This window comes from Clostridioides sp. LIBA-6622, from assembly GCF_056716095.1.
In genome coordinates, this window is the sequence record NZ_CP196998.1 from 1014258 (window position 1) to 1034735 (window position 20478).

The window sequence follows — 20478 nt, forward strand, 5'->3', positions numbered from 1 at the left end:
ATGAAAAAGTATATTTCTATAATATTGTTAGTAGTATTCGGTGTGACTTTTTTGGTAGGATGCTCATCAGAGCAGAATAAATCTCCAAAAAAAGAGTTATCAGTGGTTAAAGAGGTAAAAGTAGCTGTTCCAGATGGATTGCCAGCAATGGCAATAGCTAAGCTTGCAAATGAAAATCCAGAAATCAAAGAGGGTTATGAGACAGAATATAGTATTGAGAAGACACCAGAGGCGATTTCTACAAGAGTGATGAAAAAAGATGCAGATATAGCTATAGTTCCATCAAACATGGCTGCAATAGCATATAATAAAACTTCATCATATAATATCGTTGGTACTGTGGGAATGGGTTCACTTTATTTAGTATCAACAGAAAATATAAAAGACTATTCTGATTTACTTGGTAAAGAAGTTGGATGTACTGGTAAAGGACTTACTCCAGATATAACTATGAAGAGTATTTTATTGCAAAAGGGTATAAGTGCTTCAGATATAAAATTTAATTATGTGAATTCAGCAAGTGAATTAGTACCATTATTGGCCACTGGCAAAATCACAACAGGTATTGTTCCAGAACCTGCACTTAGTGCTTTGATGTCTAAAAACCCAGATATAAAAATCATAAAAAGTTTAAATGACTCATGGAAGGAAATGAGTGGTTCAAAAGATGGCTATCCACAATCTACATTAATTGTGAAATCTGAGTTCTTGAGAGATAATAAAGATTTTGTTGATTCTTTTGTAGGTCAATTATCAAATAGTATAGATTGGGCAAATAAGAATCCTGAAGAATTAGGTGCATATTCTGAAAAAATAAAAATATCTACTGAATCTAAGATAATAGAAAAAGCTCTTGAAAGAGCCAATTTAAAATATATTCCAGTTAAAGATATGCTTAAAGACTACAAAAACTACTATGATAAATTGGCTGATTTTGATGATAAGACATTAGGAGGCAAAGTACCTGATGAAGCCATATACTCGGTTGAAAAATAAAAAAAATAAAGAACAATTTATAGATAAATTAGAGGTAACACTTTCTTGTGTTATCCTCTTATTTTTATGGCAAATTATTGCTTTGAAAATTGATAATGACATATTTTTACCAACAGTAGTTCAAGTATTTAACAGTATTAAAGAAACCATACTTAATTCTAATTTTTATATAGACATACTTTACTCTATGGGAAGATGTTTTTTTAGTTTTTTATTTGCTATGATTTTTGCTATCATATTGTCAGTAATGTCCTATTTAAGTAGATTTTTTAGAAATTTATTAAAACCAATTAATGCTTTAGCACGTTCAATACCAACTATGATATTGGTAGTACTTGCACTTATTTGGTTTGAAAAAGATAGTACACCTTTTATAGTTGGATTTGCTATAGTTTTTCCTATATTATATGATAACGTTTTAGGTGCTATATTGAATATAGACAAGAATTTATTAGAAATGGCAAGTATATATAAAATAAGATTTGTAGATAAGGTATTAAAAATTTATTTGCCAGCGATAAAATTTCAAATTATATCTATATTAGTATCAACATTTTCTTTAAGCTTGAAAGTTGTTATAGCAGGAGAGGTCTATAGTCAACCTACATATGGTATTGGAACTATGATACAGACTGAAAAAATCAATTTTAATACATCTGGAATATTTGCATGGATAATTATTGTTCTTTTAATTTCTGCCATTTTGCAAATAGCTCAAAAGTTTTTAGCAAGGAGAGCTTTTTTATGGAAAAGATAAAGTTGAGTATTGAAAATATAAATAAAAGATACAATGACCACGTCATATTTAAAAATTTTAATATTGATTTTTATGTGAATGAGGTTAATTGTATTCTTGGAAAATCTGGATGTGGAAAAACTACACTTTTGAATATAATAAGTGGGATTATTAAAAATGATACTGACAATCTCAATATCAAAGAAGAATTGAATAAAGTAGAAAGTAGATTAGACACAAGTTATATATTTCAAGATGATAGACTTATTGACTGGTTAACAGTTGAAGAAAATATAAAGATAGTTGCAAATAGATACTATGATAAAACTCAGCTAAATAAAATTTGTGATGAGTATTTAAGCTTGGTTGGAATTAGTGAATATAAAAAGTTCTATCCTCAAATGCTTAGTGGGGGACTTAGGCAAAGAGTAAATATAGCTAGAGCTCTTATATATCCATCAAGAAATATTATAATGGATGAGCCTTTTAAATCTATCGATGTAAAGAATACACAAATTATAATGGATAATTTTAGAGAAATACTAAAAAAAGAAAAGAGAACTGTGCTATTTGTAACTCATAATATTGAGGAAGCTTTATCTCTAGCAGATAGAATATTTATTTTAGGAGATTCTCCAATTAGAATAAAAAAAATATTAAAAAATTCTAATGAATTGGAAAAAAATGAAGTCTTGAAGTTGATATAGAGTTATAATAATATTGTTGTTTTAAAAGATATTTATTTAAAATCTATAAGACTACATTAAAATAGTACAGAATATTCGAAAATATGTATAATGTTCGTATTTTATAAAAAGGAAGTGAATGTATGATTAAGACTAATGCTATGAGAATATTAGATTCAAATAAGGTTGATTATAAAGTAATGTCTTATGAAGTAAAAAGTGAACATGTAGATGGTGTTGAGGTAGCACGTGATATAGGACGAGATGTGAATGAAGTGTATAAGACTTTAGTAACTCAAGGGGTCAGTAAGAATATATATGTATATGTAATACCAGTACATGAAAATTTGGACTTAAAAAAAGCTGCAAAGGTAGCTAAAGAGAAAAGTGTGGAAATGATTCATGTAAAAGATATAAATAAGCTTACAGGATATATTAGAGGAGGATGCTCTCCTATAGGTATGAAAAAGCTTTATAGAACTTTTGTAAATGAAAGCGCAAAAAATTTAGATACAATTATTGTGAGTGCAGGAAAAATAGGCTATCAAATAGAGTTGTCACCGTTTGATTTACAAAAGCTTATACAAGTAGAATTTGTAGATGTAATAAAACAATAATTGTTACATATAAAAAATAGATACTATATGTTTAATGATAGAAGATATATTATTTATAACATTAATAATAACTCTGAAGTAAATATTCAGTTACTTATATATAATTATACAAAAATATTGAGAAATTTTAAGAATAATGGTAAAGTGTAAGTGTAATCACGAATATTTTTTATAAAGTAATGGAGGGATGTTCGATTGAGAAAAATAAAATCTGAACAAATTGTTGAACATGTAAAAAAACTTTGTATAGAAGCAAGTCTATATTTAGGAGAAGATGTTCTAAGTTGTATAAAAGAAAAAGCTAAAAGTGAGAAGAGTGAAGTTGGAAAAAATATATTAAATATATTAGTTGAAAATGCTAAAATAGCAAAAGAAAAAAATATACCAATATGCCAAGATACTGGTATGGCTGTATTTTTTGTTGAATTAGGACAAGATGTTGTAATTGAAGGAGATACACTTACTGATGCTATAAATGAGGGCGTAAGACAAGGGTATGAAGAAGGATACTTAAGAAAATCTGTTGTAAGCCCTATTAGCAGAGTGAACACAAAAGATAATACACCAGCTATTATTCATTATGATATGGTAAAAGGCGATAAGGTTAAAATAGAATTTGCAGCCAAAGGATTTGGAAGCGAAAATATGAGCAAAATGAAAATGTTAAAACCATCAGATGGTTTGGAAGGTATTAAAAAATTCATAATAGATACAGTTTCAGAAGCTGGACCTAACCCATGCCCTCCTATGGTAATTGGAGTTGGTATAGGCGGAACTGTGGATAAATGTGCTCAAATAGCTAAAAAGGCACTTTTTAGAGAATTAGGAGAATTTAATAAAGATGAAAACATAGCTAAACTTGAGAGTGAATTATTAGCATCTATTAATAAGCTTGGTATAGGACCTCAAGGTTTGGGTGGCACTACAACAGCTTTAGGTTTAAATATAGAGACTTTTCCTACTCACATAGCAGGCCTTCCTGTTGTTGTAAATATAAACTGCCATGCATCAAGACATAAAAAGGTAGTAATTTAGGGGGGAAATAAAATGATAAAAATGACTACACCTGTAAGTGAAATTGATATAGCTAAATTAAATTGTGGAGATACAATTAGTTTGAGTGGTATACTTTATACAGCAAGAGATGCTGCTCATAAAAGATTGATAGATTGTATAAATAAAGGTGAGGAATTACCATTTGATGTATATGGTCAAGGAATATATTATGTGGGACCTACTCCTACAAAGCCAGGAGAAGTTATAGGTGCTGCTGGTCCAACTACAAGTTATAGAATGGATGACTTGACTATGCCTCTTTTAGAAAGAGGTCTTAGACTTATGATAGGTAAAGGAAAAAGAAGTGATGAGGTTATAGAAGGTATGCAAAAATATGGAGCAGTTTACCTTGCTGCAATAGGTGGAGCTGGAGCATATATTTCAAATTCAATAAAATCATGTGAAATAATTGCATATGAAGATTTAGGAGCTGAAGCTATAAGAAAGATTGTAGTAGAAGACCTTAAGCTTACAGTGGCTATAGACAGCTATGGAAATAATATATACGAACAAGGTAGAGCACTTTATGAATGTAAATAAAGTTTATAAATTTATATAAATATCAAAGTTAAAAAATAGTTGTATATACTTTAAGGAGGAAAATCAATGTCTAAGGATTATGCAAAATTGGCATTAGAAATGCATGAAATAAATAAAGGAAAAATAAGTGTAGAAAGTAAGGTAGAAATTAAAACTAAGGATGACTTATCAACAGCATATACACCAGGAGTTGCAGAACCTTGTTTAAAAATACACGAAAATAAAGAAGATGTTTATAGATATACTTCTAAAGGGAATCTAGTTGCAGTAGTTAGTGATGGAAGTGCTGTGCTTGGATTGGGTAATATTGGAGCAGAAGCATCTATACCTGTCATGGAAGGTAAGGCTATATTATTTAAACAATTTGCAAATGTAGATGCCTTTCCAATATGTCTAAAGACTAATGATGTAGATGAGATAGTTAAAACTGTTGAATTGATGGAACCAGTATTTGGGGGAATAAATTTGGAAGATATATCTTCTCCAAGATGTTTTGAGATAGAAGAGAGACTAAAAAAATCTTTAGGTATACCTGTATTTCATGATGACCAACATGGAACAGCAATAATAGTTGCAGCAGCTATAATAAATTCAATAAAATTAATTGAAAATAAAAGAATAGAAGATTTAGAAATAGTAATAAATGGAGCAGGTGCTGCTGGTATAGCTATAGCAAAAATATTACTTAATATGAATGTTAAAAATATAATATTATGTGATAGAAGTGGTGCATTAGAGGCTGATGTAGAAAATCTAAATTATGTTCAAAAAGAAATGTTAGAAGTAACCAATAGAAGAAATGAAAAAGGTCCTCTAAAAGATATTATAAAAGGAAAAGATGTATTTATAGGGGTTTCAGGTCCAGGAGCTGTTACAAAGGAAATGGTTGAAAGTATGTCTGAAAAGCCAATAATACTAGCAATGGCAAATCCTACTCCAGAGATAATGCCAGAAGAAGCAAAGCTAGGTGGAGCATTCATAATGGGAACAGGTCGTTCAGATTTCCCTAATCAAGTCAATAATGTTTTGGCTTTCCCTGGAATATTTAGAGGGGCACTTGATGTTAAGGCTAAAGAAATTAATGAAGAAATGAAAATAGCTGCTGCATATGCAATTGCTAATACTATAAGCGATGAAGAGATATGTCCAGAGTATATATTACCAGATGTATTTAATAAAAATGTTGTAAAAAATGTTGCTGAAGCAGTTAAAGAAGCAGCAATAAAAACTAAAGTAAATAGAATATAAATCTTTATATGCTCATACATCCTTATCTTTTTGGATATATGGGCATTTCTACTTTTATTTTCTAAACATGTGCATAGTTGTAAAGCTTCATAAAGAAAATTTAATCAATAATATTACATACCTCATTTGATGGTAGTTTCTTGAAAGTATTTTTTCTTTTTTTAAAAAATGTATATGTACTGATTTTAATTGTTGTGCCTATATTGGAATGATATAATAAAGTAACAAATTTGAATTTATGGAGGTGTAAGAAATAATGAAATATAAAGTTAATGACCAAGAACTTGATGCCTCAATTTTTATACCATTCGTTAACAGAATATGGCCAGGTGATTATGATATGGATAAAACACAGATTGCATTATCGAAAACATTGAATATAACTGCTTATGATGATAAAGTGCTTGTGGGTTGTTTGAGGGTTCTTTCAGATGGATATTATTTTGGAACAATTACAGAATTGCTTGTTCTTCCAGAGTATCAAAAACAAAGCATTGGCAGTAATCTTCTACAACTTGCAAAAGACAATACTCCAACCATGTTGTATTTTGGTGCTCAGCCAGGAGTAGAAGAGTTCTACGAAAAAAATGGATGCAAAAAAAGTTTGCAATCCTACACAATAAAAAAGAAAATATAGTTATTAAACTTCCAGTTTTTAATAATACTAAAAGGACAACCTTTTGGTGTAATAATTTCATTTCTTATATCATATCAATATTTTTTTAGTAATAGTGAATTTGTGATAAAGTCGATATTTTTTATTTTTAATATGACATAATAATGTCATATTAGTATTGCTATAATCTAAATATGGTTAAGAGCCAAAGAAAAATATAAGGAGTGATTTAAAATGGAAGAAACTAAATTTTGCCAATGTTGTGCAATGCCAATGGGACAAACTGATGAATTATATGGGACAAATAAAGATGGAAGTAAAAGTACTGATTATTGTAGCTATTGTTTCAAAGATGGTGAATTTACAGCTGATGTAAGTATGGAAGAAATGATAGAGATTTGTGTACCTCATATGCTTGAAAGTAATAAAGGTATGACTGAAGATGAAGCAAGAACAATGATGAACAAGTTCTTTCCAATATTAAAGCGTTGGAAGTAATTTTCTATAAATTTAGTAGATGGCATAAAATTTATAAAAATTGATAATAAATATATTGATTCTGTATAATGATTAGGCTTATTTATATAATATGTTAGGTATGTTTATAAGAATGTACATGTAGAAGAGTATGAGATGTAATATTAATAACAAGTGGTATGCTTTATAGCATACCACTATATGTTAGATATGAGTTATATGGTTAAATATATATTATCCTGAAACTGCAAAGTTTAAAATATATTTTTTCTATTCTATTTCTCTATACATATCTTTCTCTACCTCAAGATTTATCTGCTTAAGAGTCTTTAACCAATTATCCAAAAATTCCAATGAAGATAAGTTACCATTTTCGTATATTGTAATACTGGCTCCGGAATCTAAAAGTTCACTTATCATATTACGAAAAACTTCTTTTCTATCAATTGTGTTGAGTTCTTCTAGCACATCATAATATTCTAAATCAAATCCCACCACAAAATCATCATTTTCTATTCGTTGCTTAATAACATTAACAGATAAAGAGTTATCAAATTTTCTGATAATCTTAATGTACTTTACCAAAGAATTATCTTTTTTAATTTTTAACTGAACTAAATCCATGTGTATTTCTCCTAAATATTTTACTTTAAATAAGTTCCTTCTTCATCTTGATAGATTAATCCTTTTTTCATAAGTACTCCAAGAGCTCTTTTAAAATTCTTTTTACTTGAATTAAATAATATAGAAATATCTTTAGGGTCAGATTTATCATTAAATCTCATATATCCATCAGAGCCTTCTAAATAACTTAAGATTTTATTTTCTAAAGTATCAAGTTCATCTTTTCTATTTCCTCTAGGAGAAAGACCTAGTTTTCCATCTTCATATACCTTTATAACATGTAAATTTTCAAGAACATCGCCAGTTTTTAATTCAGTAAAGTATTCATTATGAAGTATTACACCTGCATATTTATTATCTACACATATCATGGCAGAGTTATTAGTTTGGAAGCCATACACAATTCCAGTTACAACATCTCCAATATTGTAAGTATGGTCTGTTGATAAATATGAATCTATATCTGTAGTAGCAGCAATTCTTTTACTTTTATCCAAATATATATAAAATAAATATTTTTCGTCTCTAAATAATGGATAAGTTTTAGCTTTAAAAGGAACTAGTATGTCCTTAGAAAGCCCCATATCTATGAAAGTTCCAATATCTGTATTGTCAACTACTTTCAAGTGTGCTACATCTCCAACTTTAGCTAAAGGAGGGATTAAAGTTGCAGCAGTTCTGTCATCAGAATCTTTAAATATGAAAACATCTACCTCATCACCTATATTTATTTCATTTTTTCCAATTAATCTATTATGAAGAAGTATATCGTCTTTTGTATTATTAGTCTGTCCATCCAAAAAATACCCAAATTCAGTTTTTCTTTTTACTGTAAGTTTATTAAAATCACCTATGTTTATCAAATTAAAATCATCCTCTCATTTTATATTTATAATTTAGCCATAATATACTTATGTAGTAGTTTTTCACAGTATATGTATTAGTATTAGTGAAATTTGTAATAAATAATGTATTTATCTATGTATTTTGCAATTCTCTAGCTTCTTATATAGTATAAACTCCAATTTCTTTTTTGTCTTTACATTTTACTAAAATTTTTACAAAATAAGTTAAAAACTATTGAAATAAAATTTCTTTTAAAGTATAATTGGTATATACCAAAATTGGTATATACCATATCGAAAAGTGGTGACTATATGAAAATAGTAGATAAATCTAGTAATATACCATTGCATACTCAATTAAGTTCAATAATAAGAGATATGATAGAAACTGGTGAACTTAAAGAAGGCGATGCAATAATGCCAGAAAGAGAACTTTGCAACATACAAAATGTAAGTCGTATGACAGTAAATAAAACGATTGTTGGATTAGTTACAGAAGGTCTTCTTTATAGAGTACAAGGTAAAGGGACATTTGTTGCAAAGCAAAAAAAGAAGTATCAGTTTTCAAATGTAAAAGGTTTTACTGATGTTATGAAAGAAAAGGGAGTAAATATAAAAACGGATATATTATCCTTTGAGATGGAACTACCTGATGATTTAGTTAAAAGAAAGCTTGGAATAAGTGATAATACCACAAATATATATAAGATTGTTAGACTTAGATATACTGATGGAGAGCCATTTGGATTGGAAATAGTATATTTATCAGAAGAAATGTGTAAGGGTCTTACAAAAGGGATATTAGATAATTCTTCATTATATAGAGTGTTAAATGAAAAATATGGTTATAAGATACAAAAAGCTGAGCAAGTAATGGAGCCAATAATACTTTCTGATGAAGAAAGTAAACTTTTGGAGACAGAAGAAGGTGCTTTGGCTCTTAAGCTTCATAGAAATTCTTATAATAGAGAAGGTAATCCTATAGAATATACCATATCAATATTTAGAACAGATAAATATCAATATGAAATAGTATTGAGTGAGTAGGTGAATAATATGAAATGTTTAATTAATGGAAAGATAATATTAAAAAATCAAATCTTGGAAAATAAAGTACTCGTATTTGATGAAAAAATAATTGATATAGCTGATAGTATACCAAATGATTGTGAAGTTATAGATGTTGATGGAAAGTATATATCTCCAGGGCTTATTGATATTCATATACATGGAAATATGGGTAAAGACACAATGGACTCTACAGATGAATCTATTGAGACAATTTCAAAATCAATAATGAGACATGGAGTAACTTCTTTTCTTCCAACTACAATGACTATGGATAAAGAACATGTTTATGATGCGCTTGAAGTTATAAAAAAAGCCCAAAATAGAAAACTTAAAGGAGCACAGGTATTAGGTGCACACTTAGAAGGACCTTTTATAAATGAAAATTATAAAGGAGCACAAAACGAAAAATTTATAATAAATTCAAAATATGAATTTATTAAAGAATATAAAGATGTTATAAAAGTAATAACATATGCTCCAGAGAAGGATATTGATTTTGATTTTACTAGAGAAATAAAAAGATGTACAGATATAGTATTATCTATTGGTCATAGTAATGCAAATTATGAGCAAGCTAAAGAAGCTATAAACTTAGGCGTAACAAATGTAACTCATATGTTTAATGCGATGACTGGTTTAAATCATAGAGACCCAGGTGTTGTTGGTGCAGCACTTACAACTAATGTATATAGTGAATTAATAGCAGATACAATCCATATAAATAAAGATTTATTTCAATTTATATTGAATAATAAAGGAAAAGAAAGACTTATTTTAATAACAGACTCTATAGAAGCTGGTGGGCTTGAAGATGGAAATTATGCTCTTGGAGGTCAGAAAGTCGTAGTTAAGGGGAATGAAGCTAGACTTGAAAATGGAGCACTAGCTGGAAGTGTATTATCTTTAAATAAAATGGTACTTAACTTCTTTGATAATACAAACCTTAAAGTAAATGAAGCAATTAATTTAGCATCTTTAAATCCTGCAACATCTTTAGGTATAAATGACAAAAAAGGAAGTTTAGAAATAGGTAAGGATGCAGATATAGCTGTATTTGATGAGAATTTAGATTGTAAGATGACTCTTTGTTTAGGCGAAGTAGTATATAAAAATATGTAATATAAAAACAAACTTTAAAGAAGATAAAAGTAACATAAAAAATAGTAAATTGAATTTATATCAATTAAAGTATTAGCTAAAATTTAGGAGGAACAAAATGAGAGTATTAGTATGTAAAGATTACGATGGAATGAGTAAAAAAGCAGCTGAGATGATAGCAGCTCAAATAGTTTTAAAGCCAAATTCAATATTAGGACTAGCTACAGGAAGTACACCAGTAGGTATGTATAGAGATTTAGTAAAGAAATATAATGATAACATAGTAGATTTTTCAGACGTAATGAGCTTTAATTTAGATGAATATTATAAGTTACCAGTATCTAATGACCAAAGCTATGATTATTTTATGAAAGAGAATCTATTCAATCATGTAAATATAAAGTTAGAGAATACTCATCTACCAAATGGAATGGCTGATGATATTGAAGAAGAATGTATAAATTATGAAGCTTCTATAGATGCAGCTGGTGGTATAGATGTACAAGTACTTGGAATAGGTCGTAATGCTCACATAGGTTTTAATGAACCTGACAATAAATTTGCAAAAAGAACTCATGTGGTTGAACTTACAGAATCTACAATAGAAGCTAATGCAAGATTCTTTGAATCAAGAGAAGATGTACCTAAAAAAGCTGTAAGTATGGGAATTGGTTCAATATTAAAATCTAAAAAAATATTACTTTTAGCTTCAGGAGAAGAAAAAGCTGATGCAGTATACAAAACTGTTTATGGAGATATAACTCCAGAAGTTCCTGGCTCTATACTTCAACTTCACAAAGATACTATAGTTATAGTAGATGAAGCAGCAGCAAGTAAACTGAATCCAAAAGATTATAAATTAGTATAAGAATATAATTGAGTTTAAGTAAAAAATAGCTATCTTTAAATAATAGAATTTATTTAAATATAGCTATTTTTATTTAAGTTATTTAGTTATTACTTTTTACGAAAACTCGTTATCAAGAAGTATCCAAGTAAGATATTAAAAATTGTTATATTCAGTGGTATTCGGTCAAGTATAATGAAATTACCTATAATTGGAATATATCCAACTGGAAACATAAAGATTAGCATAGGCATTAATGCTAGAAAAAAAGATGGAATACAGAGAATAACTACTCTTGGAATATCAAGATACCAATTACCATTTTTTTTATGTTCATTAATAAATAATTCAACACCTAGTAATAAACCAATACCACCAGAGGAAACCAAATTAATAAAAACAAATTTTTTAAAGTCTTGTGTAAAACTGGTATGAGTTTGATGATAATAATCAAAATTTAATTTGACAGCTAAGAAATACATAAGTAATAGAATAATTAAAAATAAAAGATATCTAAGAGCTTTTTTCATTTTAAATTCTCCCTTCATAGATACTTTACCTAGTTTTATTTTGTTAATGAGTTTAAGAAATACATAAAATTAGTTGAGAATTGAATAAGTATGATATATGAGTAAATGTTTCTTATGTTTGAAGTAAACTGTATTGCTTAATATAACTATAATATTAATCGTTTGAATATTCAATAAAAAGTCTAAAAAATATCAGTTTTGGTAGAAAATGAATAAATATATTTAGATATTTTGTTATTATTTTATAACATTTTTCAATGAGTTTAATAAATTCTATAATAATTTGTTTTTGCCTTAAAATTGCCTTAAAATCTAAACAATTTTAAAACTAATGTACCGTAAAAAGCTGATATAATTTAAATATAGTAAAAAATATTATTTATCTTGCATATTGGGATTTTATTGTTTAATCAATATTATTTATACTATTTAATTTAAATTAAGAGTTTATTAAGGAGTGAGTATATGAATAAGTTAATTTATATAGCAGATGACGAAGACAATATAAGAAATTTGGTAAAGACATTTTTAAAAAATGAAGGCCATGATGTTATGGATTTTAAAACAGGGGATGAACTTTTAGAGCAATTTAATAAAAAAGAGTGTGACTTAGTAATACTAGATATAATGATGCCTGGTTTAAGCGGTTTTGATGTATGTACGAAACTTCGTGAGAAGAGTACAGTTCCAATAATCATGCTTACTGCAAGAGATACAGATATAGATTATATTACAGGGATAACCTTAGGTAGTGATGATTATTTTACAAAGCCATTTAGCCCAATGTCTTTAGTTATGAGAGTAAAATCTATATTTAGAAGGATAGAATTTGAAAAGAAACAAAACTATGATAAGTATGGTGATTCTGTAGATATGGAATTGAGATTTGGTGATATAACAATAAATAAAAAAAATAAAATTGTTACAAATAAAAGTGACAATATAGATTTGACACCAAATGAATATAACTTATTGACCTATTTGTTTGAAAATAAAGATAGGGCAGTTTCTAGAGATGAATTATTAAATAAAATATGGGGATATGATATAGAAGTTGAAACAAGAGCTGCTGATGATACAGTGAAGAGGCTACGTAAAAAAATTTTAGATACAAATATTTTGATAGAGACTGTTTGGGGATTTGGGTTTAGATTAAAGGAGAAAAATTCAGATGGAAAATAAAAATGATAAAAAGAGAACAAATAAGATTAAATCTATACTTAAATTAAAATTTTCAAGGAAAAATATAAGTATAAAAACTAGGATTTTATTGAGTATATTGTGTTTGATAATTGTAGTTTTTATGATAATATTAGTATCTTTTAATGTATTGCTTGATACATACATAAAAACTACTGCAAATGAAGAGCTAACAAAATCTACAGAAATAGTGGAACATATGGATAGTAATTTTAGACCAATTAAGCCTCCTCAAGATGATGGAAAGCTACCTCCAAAAGCATTGTCTAACTTTATGAGAAATGTACAAGATAAAGTTAGAATGGCAGAAACACAATCAGATGCTGATGCTATGGTGATTGATTCGAAGTATAACTTGATATTTCCAACAAGAGAGGATGATTTTTTAAAGAATATTGATGAGATGGAATCGATTAAAAAGTGTATTCAAAACGAAAAACTAGACTTAAACTCAGATGAAAACACACGTATCTCTACTGGAAGTAAGGATTATTATATTTCGACTGTAAAAATCACTAGTATATATGGAGAACAAGATAAGTATTTGATTCTTTTTATAGATATATCAAAAACTTTAAATCTAGTTCAAAAAATAAACGTTGTATTGATATTTGTAATGTGTTTTGCTGGGATATTAGCAATATTTACAGCCGTAGTTTTATCTGAAAAAATTGCTAAGCCAATAAAAGAGTTATGTGGTTTTGCAAAAAAAATGGGTCAAGGAGATTTTAAAAGAACTTACTTTGACTTTTCAGATAAGGAATTAGTAGAACTTTCAAATATTATGAATAAGAGTGCTGAATATCTTGATAAGTATGATAATGAACAAAAAATATTTTTTCAAAATGCTTCTCATGAACTTAGAACTCCACTTATGTCCATTAAAGGTTATGCAGAGGCCATAAAGTATAATGTAATAGATAGCAAACATGCAAGTGATATAATACTTGAAGAAAGTGATAGATTGAGCGATATGGTTGAAGATTTGCTATATATATCTAAAATTGATTAAAAAATAGCTACGCATACTCGTGACTTTAGTCATGAGTTAGTAGCTAAAGTAGTCAGCATATAGGGAAACTTATATGTAGAGATAGGATATAACCTATCCAATACTACTTGAATTGCTGGAAACCCCTAAAGCTAACCAAACTAAAACATAAGGATGAAATAAACCTAAGTGTGAAAGTTACGAAAGTAAAAAAAATTGGTTAGATGGTATAAGGTTAAACCCTAAGTACTTTAAAATGGGCAATCAGCAGGTAAGCTCCGAATAGGAGAAACTTCAACGACTATTCCTCTTGAGGGAAGTACACTACAAGCTATTGGTAGTGGAAGTGGGTAGACCTTAACGGATAATGCCGAAGGATAAGATATAGTCTGTGCTTGCATGAAAGTGTAAGAAGTTCATAAGAGAACTGCATAGGTAGTAGCGAACTTATGTGAACGACAACCTCAAAAATGATAAAAGTTAGGACTTATGGTTCTTACATATGTTATTTAGAAATAAATATAAAACCTTCAAAATACTTGTTTTAAATAAAATTACATATGTTAATATTAGGATGTGTGATGAAATATATTAATAGTCAGAAAAAACAAGTAAAGTGAGGTGATAGTAGTGAAAAAAGCTTATAAGTTTAGAATGTATCCAAATAAAAAACAGCAACAGTTAATTAACAAAACTTTTGGATGTTGTAGATTTGTATATAATAAATATCTTGCTAAAAAAGTAGAAGTTTATGAAAATAATAAAGAAACTTTTACTTATAAACAGTGCAGTTCTGATTTGACCAATTTAAAAAGAGAATTAGAGTGGCTTAAAGAACCTGACAAATTTTCACTACAAAACACCTTAAAAGATTTAGAAAACGCATATAAAAAATTCTTTAAAGAAAATGCAGGATTTCCTAAATTTAAATCAAAGAAAGCTAATAGATTTTCATATAGAACTAACTTTACAAATGGAAATATTATGTACTGTGGTCAATATATAAAATTACCTAAACTTGGTATGGTTAAAGCAAGGGATAAACAAGTACCTCAAGGGAGAATACTTAATGCTACAGTATCCAAAGAACCAAGTGGTAAATATTATGTATCATTATGTTGTACTGATATAGATATTAAAGCATTTGAAAATACTAATAGTCAGATAGGTTTAGATTTAGGAATTAAAGAATTTTGTATCTCAAGTAGTGGACAATTTATAGAAAATCCTAAGTATCTTCAAAAATCATCGAATAAACTTGCTAAATTACAAAGAGAATTATCAAGAAAAACAATTGGTAGTTTAAATAGAAATAAAGCAAGATTAAAAGTTGCAAGACTTCAAGAACATATAGCTAATTGTCGAGAGGATTTTCTACAAAAACTATCTACCAAGTTAATATGAGAGAATGATATTATTTGCATAGAAGATTTACAAGTAAAGAATATGACTAAAAATCGTAAATTATCTCGCTTAATTTCTGATGTATCATGGTCAGAATTTGTTCGCCAATTAGAATATAAGGCTAATTGGTATGGTAGACAAATTGTAAAGGTAGGTAAATTCTTTGCAAGTTCACAAACATGCAATAAATGTGGGTATAAAAACGAGGAAATGAAAAATTTAAGTATAAGAGAATGGATTTGACCTTGTTGTAATGTAACTCATGATAGAGATATAAATGCAAGTATAAATATACTAAAAGAAGGACTAAGATTAATAACAGTCTAAAATAGATAACTTATGTAAGAACCGTAGGAACTACGGGGATAGCCTGTGGAGAGTTTGTAAGACATATTTTATATGCAAAATTCTATGAAGCAGGAACCCTGTGACTTTAGTCATGGGAGGTTCAGAATATAACTAAAGATTATGACCTTGTAGAATGTGATTTAAGAGAAGTACTTTCAAACTGTGGTTCCAGACAAAATGTAAGAGCAACAAATAAAGGTATAAAATTTATTTATGAGTTTGATGAAGAAATGGTTCTATTTGAATGTGATGAAAAAAATGTATCCAAAGCATTTATGAATCTTATAGAAAATGCTTTAAGATATGCTAAGAGTGAAATTAAAATAGTATGTAAATATAATCAAAAAAATATAGTTGTTGTAGTTGAAGATGATGGGATTGGTATTAATAAAGACGATTTACCTCATATTTTTGAACGATTTTATAAGGGGGTTGGGGGAAATCATGGAATTGGATTATCAATAGTTAAATCCATTGTAAATAAACATGGAGGACGTATATATGCAGAAAATGGTAAAAAAGGAGCTAAGTTTACTATAGTATTTAAGTTATAAAGATAATATTGATATATATTAAAGAAAATATGTCAATATTTGAAGTTGTTTTTTACATATATCTATTGTATACTGTTGAAAAAAGAACAATATTAAGCTGACATATATTATAATGGTTGACAATTAAAGTAGATGCTTAAATATATATGCAGAAAGGAAAAGTAAAATCTGAAGTATATTTAGTTTAAGTAAGCTTCTTATTTTATAAAAAATATGTATGAAAGAACAACTGCTTTTTGATATTACAAATTTAGTAACAGTTATCTTTGAAGCTTTTGTTGTCCATATGTTTTTATCAGATTTTTTAGGTCAAAAAGAAGGATATACAAGAGCTGTAAGATATGCTAGATTAGGTTTTATAATATGCTTAGGAGTCTGTAATTTAATAACTTTAAATCCTGCAATCACAATGCCTTTAATTTTCATCCTTATTTTTTCATCATCATTTTTATATGAAGGAAACATAAAGACACGATTATTTGCTACGGTTTTATTAAATGTATTCTTTATATTATCAGAAATTGTGGTCACAAGTATTTTTGTTTTATTTATAAAAGAAGGCTTTGAAATAATGTTTGAAAACAATACTATAAGAGTACTAGCTACAATTTTATCTAAAATCGTTTTTTTGTTTATATGCAAGACTGTTTGTTTATTTAAAAAAGATGTACATTCGGATATGGCGATAAAATATTGGATTACTTTACTTGCAATACCTTTATTCAGTTTATTTTTGGCTATTTCTATATTTGATATAAATAAGTTTTTTAGCTCTGAAAGTTTAAAGTTTCTAAACTTAATATCAAGTGTTGGTATTTTATATATTAATTTTATTGTATTTTATCTATTTAAATCTATTATAGATAAAACTAAGTTGTCTATGAATTATGAAATACTTGAGCAAGAAATAGTTCATAAAGAAGAATTAAGGCTTAGTAATGAACGTTATAAAATTATTGTTGAGCAGACTGATTCTGTTGTCTTTGAATGGAATGCTAAAGAAAATAAATCATTTGTATCTCAAGCATGGACTGAAAAATTTGGATATATCAGTAAATGTCAGAATCTTTTAAAAGAGATTATGGACAAAGAATTAGTTTATCATGAAGATTATAGTGTATTTGAAGATTTTCTCAAGAGTATTAAAGAGAATAACAAACATAATCAAGTAATATGTCGTTTAAAAAAGTCTAATGGTGAATACATTTGGTGTAGGATATCAGTGACAAAAATTTTTAATGATGAAAAAGAACTTTTAAAGGTTGTAGGTGTAATTGTAGATGTAGATAGTGATATAAAAAAATATGAAGAGTTGAAAACTAGAGCAGAAAGTGACTCATTGACAAATATATACAATAAAGGTACATTTGAAAAACGAGTAGAAGAAGTTATAGCCACAAATAAATGTAATAAAAAAGATGCTTTATTCATTATTGATTTAGACGATTTTAAAGAAATAAATGATAATTTTGGGCATCCATTTGGTGATTTTGTGCTAAAAACTTCTGCTGAGAAGATACAAGCTAGTTTTAGTAATGAAGATATAGTTGGAAGAATTGGTGGGGATGAATTTGTAGTGTATATGCAAGATTATCATTCAGAAGTAAACTTGCATAAAAAAGCTAAAGAATTAAATAGAGTGCTTCATGATAATTACAATGACTTAAGTTTTAGTTTTGAAGCTTCCGTTAGTATAGGTATTGCAAGATATCCCCAAAATGGAAATTCATTTTTAGAATTGTTTAAAAATGCAGATAGAGCGCTTTATAGTGTAAAGGCATCAGGAAAGAATTCTTATTGTTTATTTGAAGAAGAACTATATATACAGTGAATTTAGAAGATACAGTTTGAGTATATAGTTGAATTATTGAAAAAGTTGACTCATGTAGTGAATTTGCAAGTATTTATTAAAGGCTATGACTATAAAAAAGCATAGCCTTATTTCCATGTCTAATTAAACCTTATGTATTTTAAAAGAATTCTATTTATTAAAACTAAATTGGCAATAAGTTTTACAGTTTAAAAATACGTTGGATTCATAAAGGGTATTATAAGTTCTGTGACTTCTCCATCTGTATCAAGTCCCCAATATCCTCTATAAATACCATCACCCATACCACTTGTTAACATAACCAATCTATAAGGTGTCTGTGGTAATTGCCAAATCAAGAAATTGCCATCTTTACTTTGGATGTTTGGATACATTTCATAGCTTTTTTTAAAAAATGATGAAAAATAATCATTATATTTATTTTTACCTGGATTTTCATTTTGCCATTTTATTATAAAATCCCCATATTTTTTTGCAACCTTTGCATCTGAAAAACAAGCTAATCCTGTATCTACACCAAAGAAAGTCCATGCACCTACTTGTCCAAAGTCGTCGATTTTCTTTCCTTTTGGCATAGCAATTTCATATCTAATAGGTTGTTTGTCACTAATAATTAATCTAGTTGCTACAATTCTAAGTCCAGCAATTTTAGAATGACAAATAGAGATTTCTACAGAATAACTTCCAGCTGGTATTTTTCTTTCTAAATAAGTTTCATATTCACTACCTAAATATGCAAGCGGGTCTGCAAGGACAACTTCTCCACTTGGAAAATCTGTTTCTCCCACAATGAAGGGTTCAAGTTTATCACTTTTTTGAAACAAGCTTTGAAAGAATTCTATTGGATAATTTTCCTGATTTAGAAATCTTAGGTTCTTTTCAAATGCTATTTGTGCAGGATGCTTAACTGGTTCTCTAATTTCTTTACTTGTGTTTGTATCAATGAAATATTTTCCACTTTTATCAGAGCAAAACTCTAGTTCTGTTCCTATAGGCATATAAAAAATATTTAAAGCGATGGGTTCAATATTAATAAGAGTATTAAAATCTACAATTGCCATGTTTTGGGGATTATTGACATATTCTTGTGTATCTGTATCTCCAAAAGCAATCCATCCATTTCCAAATTCACTGTATTCTCTAAAAAGCCACTTCAACTTTGATGCTCCATTGAGAATTGATTTGCTGACAATACAACTTCCTGCTCCAGTTATATACTGTTTGATTTCTGATTTTTCGCCATTTTCTTCATTTTTACTAGATAATTTCATGTAAATTCTCCTTACTTTTTATAGTTATAAAATAGTATCATTTAATATTTATGGATAATAAATGAAGTTAATCTAGGCAGTCTAAATATCTACTGAAATTTTCTTAATTTAAAGTAATGTAATACATATTACCAAACCTATAGCACTTATAACCAAAAAAATCAATCCAACTCCAACTGATTTTTTTCTGGATTCAATTTCTTTGCAATCTGATTCAGACATATTTATAATGGGATATTTTCGTCTACCTATTAAATATATTATCAAACCACTAGAATTATTGCCATTCATAGCAAATAATCCCCATAATTTAGGATGCTTTAATCCACGAGCTTTTGCATCAATCATGGTCATATGATAAATTTGATATACAACACCAACTGAACCCACAAGGGCTACAGCAAAACATATCAATATAAACACCATTTTATTCACTTCCATAATGAGAACACCTCCTAAAATTTTCTTATAATCTGGTAGAACAATGCTGATGAACTAATTATCGCCACACAAAATATACTAGCCATAAAGTAGTAGTTGTTTGGTATAAATCTATTAAATATCACAAATAAAATAAGCAACATAATATTTATGATAATTGCAGTTATTAACTTCTTATTGCTATTAACAACATTTGTACTTTCTTTTAGATGTTCAATCATTTTATTATCTCCTTTCAATAAGTCATCCAAGCTAATGGAATATAAGTCACTTAGTTTTATGACACTTATAATATCTGGATAAGATTTCTCATTTTCCCAATTTGAAATTGTTTGTCGTGATACATTAATTTTTTCTGCAACTTTTTCTTGTGTAAATCCAGAATTTATACGAGCGTTTTTTAGTTTCTTTCCAATTTCCATGTAGCTATCGCTCCTTTCATAATTATTTT

22 protein-coding genes and 1 pseudogene are annotated in these 20478 nt (G+C 28.0%); 18 read left to right on the plus strand and 5 right to left on the minus strand.

Annotated elements, in window-relative coordinates; all coding sequences use genetic code 11:
- From ACTG47_RS04915 to ACTG47_RS04955, 9 genes are all read left to right on the plus strand, one after another.
- Window positions 1-996: an ABC transporter substrate-binding protein gene (locus ACTG47_RS04915; protein WP_479926331.1), complete on the plus strand. Its 996-nt coding sequence runs from the start codon at window positions 1-3 to the stop codon at window positions 994-996.
- On the plus strand, window positions 968-1753 hold the full coding sequence (locus ACTG47_RS04920; protein ID WP_479926332.1) for an ABC transporter permease: 786 nt from the start codon (window positions 968-970) through the stop codon (window positions 1751-1753). The genes ACTG47_RS04915 and ACTG47_RS04920 overlap by 29 nt, the downstream gene beginning before the upstream one ends.
- Complete coding sequence (locus ACTG47_RS04925) at window positions 1741-2439, plus strand: ABC transporter ATP-binding protein (protein WP_479926333.1); 699 nt, start codon at window positions 1741-1743, stop codon at window positions 2437-2439. The genes ACTG47_RS04920 and ACTG47_RS04925 overlap by 13 nt, the downstream gene beginning before the upstream one ends.
- Before the next feature lie 122 nt (window positions 2440-2561).
- Window positions 2562-3035, plus strand: a complete 474-nt coding sequence (gene ybaK, locus ACTG47_RS04930; protein ID WP_479926334.1) for a Cys-tRNA(Pro) deacylase — start codon at window positions 2562-2564, stop codon at window positions 3033-3035.
- A gap of 195 nt (window positions 3036-3230) precedes the next feature.
- The gene (locus ACTG47_RS04935; RefSeq protein WP_169469449.1) at window positions 3231-4070 is read left to right on the plus strand and encodes a fumarate hydratase; all 840 of its coding nucleotides are present in this window, start codon (window positions 3231-3233) and stop codon (window positions 4068-4070) included.
- Between the two features lie 12 nt (window positions 4071-4082).
- Window positions 4083-4631 carry a Fe-S-containing hydro-lyase gene (locus ACTG47_RS04940; RefSeq protein ID WP_479926335.1) on the plus strand — a complete coding sequence of 183 codons (549 nt, stop codon included), beginning with the start codon at window positions 4083-4085 and terminating at the stop codon, window positions 4629-4631.
- A 66-nt stretch (window positions 4632-4697) separates the two neighbouring features.
- Complete coding sequence (locus ACTG47_RS04945; protein WP_479926336.1) at window positions 4698-5879, plus strand: NAD(P)-dependent malic enzyme; 1182 nt, start codon at window positions 4698-4700, stop codon at window positions 5877-5879.
- Window positions 5880-6135: 256 nt separating this feature from the next.
- On the plus strand, window positions 6136-6516 hold the full coding sequence (locus ACTG47_RS04950) for a GNAT family N-acetyltransferase (RefSeq protein WP_169469446.1): 381 nt from the start codon (window positions 6136-6138) through the stop codon (window positions 6514-6516).
- 213 nt (window positions 6517-6729) lie between these two features.
- Window positions 6730-6993 (plus strand): zinc ribbon domain-containing protein, encoded by a 264-nt coding sequence (locus ACTG47_RS04955; RefSeq protein ID WP_479926337.1) that lies wholly within the window; start codon window positions 6730-6732, stop codon window positions 6991-6993.
- A 249-nt stretch (window positions 6994-7242) separates the two neighbouring features.
- On the opposite strand, the gene ACTG47_RS04960 is transcribed toward ACTG47_RS04955, so the two are convergent.
- Window positions 7243-7596, minus strand: coding sequence for a hypothetical protein (locus tag ACTG47_RS04960; protein ID WP_479926338.1), 354 nt, complete (start codon window positions 7594-7596; stop codon window positions 7243-7245).
- 20 nt (window positions 7597-7616) lie between these two features.
- On the minus strand, window positions 7617-8459 hold the full coding sequence (locus tag ACTG47_RS04965; RefSeq protein WP_479926339.1) for a CvfB family protein: 843 nt from the start codon (window positions 8457-8459) through the stop codon (window positions 7617-7619).
- A 294-nt stretch (window positions 8460-8753) separates the two neighbouring features.
- On the opposite strand from ACTG47_RS04965, the gene ACTG47_RS04970 reads away from it, so the two are divergent.
- From ACTG47_RS04970 to ACTG47_RS05010, 9 genes and pseudogenes are all read left to right on the plus strand, one after another.
- Window positions 8754-9488 carry a GntR family transcriptional regulator gene (locus ACTG47_RS04970; protein WP_479926340.1) on the plus strand — a complete coding sequence of 245 codons (735 nt, stop codon included), beginning with the start codon at window positions 8754-8756 and terminating at the stop codon, window positions 9486-9488.
- A gap of 9 nt (window positions 9489-9497) precedes the next feature.
- Window positions 9498-10631, plus strand: coding sequence for an N-acetylglucosamine-6-phosphate deacetylase (nagA, locus tag ACTG47_RS04975; RefSeq protein ID WP_479926341.1), 1134 nt, complete (start codon window positions 9498-9500; stop codon window positions 10629-10631).
- Between the two features lie 97 nt (window positions 10632-10728).
- Window positions 10729-11478 carry a glucosamine-6-phosphate deaminase gene (gene nagB, locus ACTG47_RS04980; protein ID WP_169469435.1) on the plus strand — a complete coding sequence of 250 codons (750 nt, stop codon included), beginning with the start codon at window positions 10729-10731 and terminating at the stop codon, window positions 11476-11478.
- A gap of 174 nt (window positions 11479-11652) precedes the next feature.
- Window positions 11653-11892, plus strand: coding sequence for a hypothetical protein (locus tag ACTG47_RS04985; protein WP_169469433.1), 240 nt, complete (start codon window positions 11653-11655; stop codon window positions 11890-11892).
- A 560-nt stretch (window positions 11893-12452) separates the two neighbouring features.
- Entirely contained in the window at window positions 12453-13169 is a 717-nt protein-coding gene (locus tag ACTG47_RS04990) for a response regulator transcription factor (RefSeq protein ID WP_479926342.1), read from the plus strand.
- Window positions 13159-14199 (plus strand): sensor histidine kinase, encoded by a 1041-nt coding sequence (locus tag ACTG47_RS04995; protein WP_479926343.1) that lies wholly within the window; start codon window positions 13159-13161, stop codon window positions 14197-14199. The genes ACTG47_RS04990 and ACTG47_RS04995 overlap by 11 nt, the downstream gene beginning before the upstream one ends.
- Before the next feature lie 600 nt (window positions 14200-14799).
- A pseudogene (gene tnpB / locus ACTG47_RS05000) lies at window positions 14800-15909 on the plus strand (IS200/IS605 family element RNA-guided endonuclease TnpB).
- A gap of 251 nt (window positions 15910-16160) precedes the next feature.
- A complete protein-coding gene (locus ACTG47_RS05005; RefSeq protein WP_479926344.1) occupies window positions 16161-16484 on the plus strand; it encodes a sensor histidine kinase in 324 nt (107 codons plus the stop codon).
- A 217-nt stretch (window positions 16485-16701) separates the two neighbouring features.
- The gene (locus ACTG47_RS05010) at window positions 16702-18315 is read left to right on the plus strand and encodes a sensor domain-containing diguanylate cyclase (protein WP_479926345.1); all 1614 of its coding nucleotides are present in this window, start codon (window positions 16702-16704) and stop codon (window positions 18313-18315) included.
- Between the two features lie 188 nt (window positions 18316-18503).
- Here ACTG47_RS05010 and ACTG47_RS05015 read toward each other — a convergent pair whose 3' ends face one another.
- The 3 genes from ACTG47_RS05015 to ACTG47_RS05025 all read right to left on the minus strand — a co-directional run bounded on the left by ACTG47_RS05015 (window position 18504) and on the right by ACTG47_RS05025 (window position 20449).
- The gene (locus ACTG47_RS05015; protein ID WP_479926346.1) at window positions 18504-19586 is read right to left on the minus strand and encodes an immunity protein Imm33 domain-containing protein; all 1083 of its coding nucleotides are present in this window, start codon (window positions 19584-19586) and stop codon (window positions 18504-18506) included.
- A gap of 108 nt (window positions 19587-19694) precedes the next feature.
- Entirely contained in the window at window positions 19695-20027 is a 333-nt protein-coding gene (locus ACTG47_RS05020; RefSeq protein WP_479926347.1) for a hypothetical protein, read from the minus strand.
- A gap of 14 nt (window positions 20028-20041) precedes the next feature.
- The gene (locus tag ACTG47_RS05025) at window positions 20042-20449 is read right to left on the minus strand and encodes a helix-turn-helix domain-containing protein (protein WP_169469423.1); all 408 of its coding nucleotides are present in this window, start codon (window positions 20447-20449) and stop codon (window positions 20042-20044) included.
- Window positions 20450-20478: the final 29 nt, after the last annotated feature.

What these genes read in the sequence shown, in the direction of transcription:
- ACTG47_RS04915 (WP_479926331.1), top strand. Translation starts at nt 1, where the DNA reads ATGAAAAAGTATATTTCTATAATATTGTTAGTAGTATTCGGTGTGACT.
- ACTG47_RS04920 (WP_479926332.1), top strand. Translation starts at nt 968, where the DNA reads ATGAAGCCATATACTCGGTTGAAAAATAAAAAAAATAAAGAACAATTT.
- ACTG47_RS04925 (WP_479926333.1), top strand. Translation starts at nt 1,741, where the DNA reads ATGGAAAAGATAAAGTTGAGTATTGAAAATATAAATAAAAGATACAAT.
- ybaK (WP_479926334.1), top strand. Translation starts at nt 2,562, where the DNA reads ATGATTAAGACTAATGCTATGAGAATATTAGATTCAAATAAGGTTGAT.
- ACTG47_RS04940 (WP_479926335.1), top strand. Translation starts at nt 4,083, where the DNA reads ATGATAAAAATGACTACACCTGTAAGTGAAATTGATATAGCTAAATTA.
- ACTG47_RS04945 (WP_479926336.1), top strand. Translation starts at nt 4,698, where the DNA reads ATGTCTAAGGATTATGCAAAATTGGCATTAGAAATGCATGAAATAAAT.
- ACTG47_RS04950 (WP_169469446.1), top strand. Translation starts at nt 6,136, where the DNA reads ATGAAATATAAAGTTAATGACCAAGAACTTGATGCCTCAATTTTTATA.
- ACTG47_RS04955 (WP_479926337.1), top strand. Translation starts at nt 6,730, where the DNA reads ATGGAAGAAACTAAATTTTGCCAATGTTGTGCAATGCCAATGGGACAA.
- ACTG47_RS04960 (WP_479926338.1), bottom strand. Translation starts at nt 7,596, where the DNA reads ATGGATTTAGTTCAGTTAAAAATTAAAAAAGATAATTCTTTGGTAAAG.
- ACTG47_RS04970 (WP_479926340.1), top strand. Translation starts at nt 8,754, where the DNA reads ATGAAAATAGTAGATAAATCTAGTAATATACCATTGCATACTCAATTA.
- nagA (WP_479926341.1), top strand. Translation starts at nt 9,498, where the DNA reads ATGAAATGTTTAATTAATGGAAAGATAATATTAAAAAATCAAATCTTG.
- nagB (WP_169469435.1), top strand. Translation starts at nt 10,729, where the DNA reads ATGAGAGTATTAGTATGTAAAGATTACGATGGAATGAGTAAAAAAGCA.
- ACTG47_RS04985 (WP_169469433.1), top strand. Translation starts at nt 11,653, where the DNA reads ATGAAATTACCTATAATTGGAATATATCCAACTGGAAACATAAAGATT.
- ACTG47_RS04990 (WP_479926342.1), top strand. Translation starts at nt 12,453, where the DNA reads ATGAATAAGTTAATTTATATAGCAGATGACGAAGACAATATAAGAAAT.
- ACTG47_RS04995 (WP_479926343.1), top strand. Translation starts at nt 13,159, where the DNA reads ATGGAAAATAAAAATGATAAAAAGAGAACAAATAAGATTAAATCTATA.
- ACTG47_RS05005 (WP_479926344.1), top strand. Translation starts at nt 16,161, where the DNA reads ATGGTTCTATTTGAATGTGATGAAAAAAATGTATCCAAAGCATTTATG.
- ACTG47_RS05010 (WP_479926345.1), top strand. Translation starts at nt 16,702, where the DNA reads ATGAAAGAACAACTGCTTTTTGATATTACAAATTTAGTAACAGTTATC.
- ACTG47_RS05015 (WP_479926346.1), bottom strand. Translation starts at nt 19,586, where the DNA reads ATGAAATTATCTAGTAAAAATGAAGAAAATGGCGAAAAATCAGAAATC.
- ACTG47_RS05020 (WP_479926347.1), bottom strand. Translation starts at nt 20,027, where the DNA reads ATGGAAGTGAATAAAATGGTGTTTATATTGATATGTTTTGCTGTAGCC.
- ACTG47_RS05025 (WP_169469423.1), bottom strand. Translation starts at nt 20,449, where the DNA reads ATGGAAATTGGAAAGAAACTAAAAAACGCTCGTATAAATTCTGGATTT.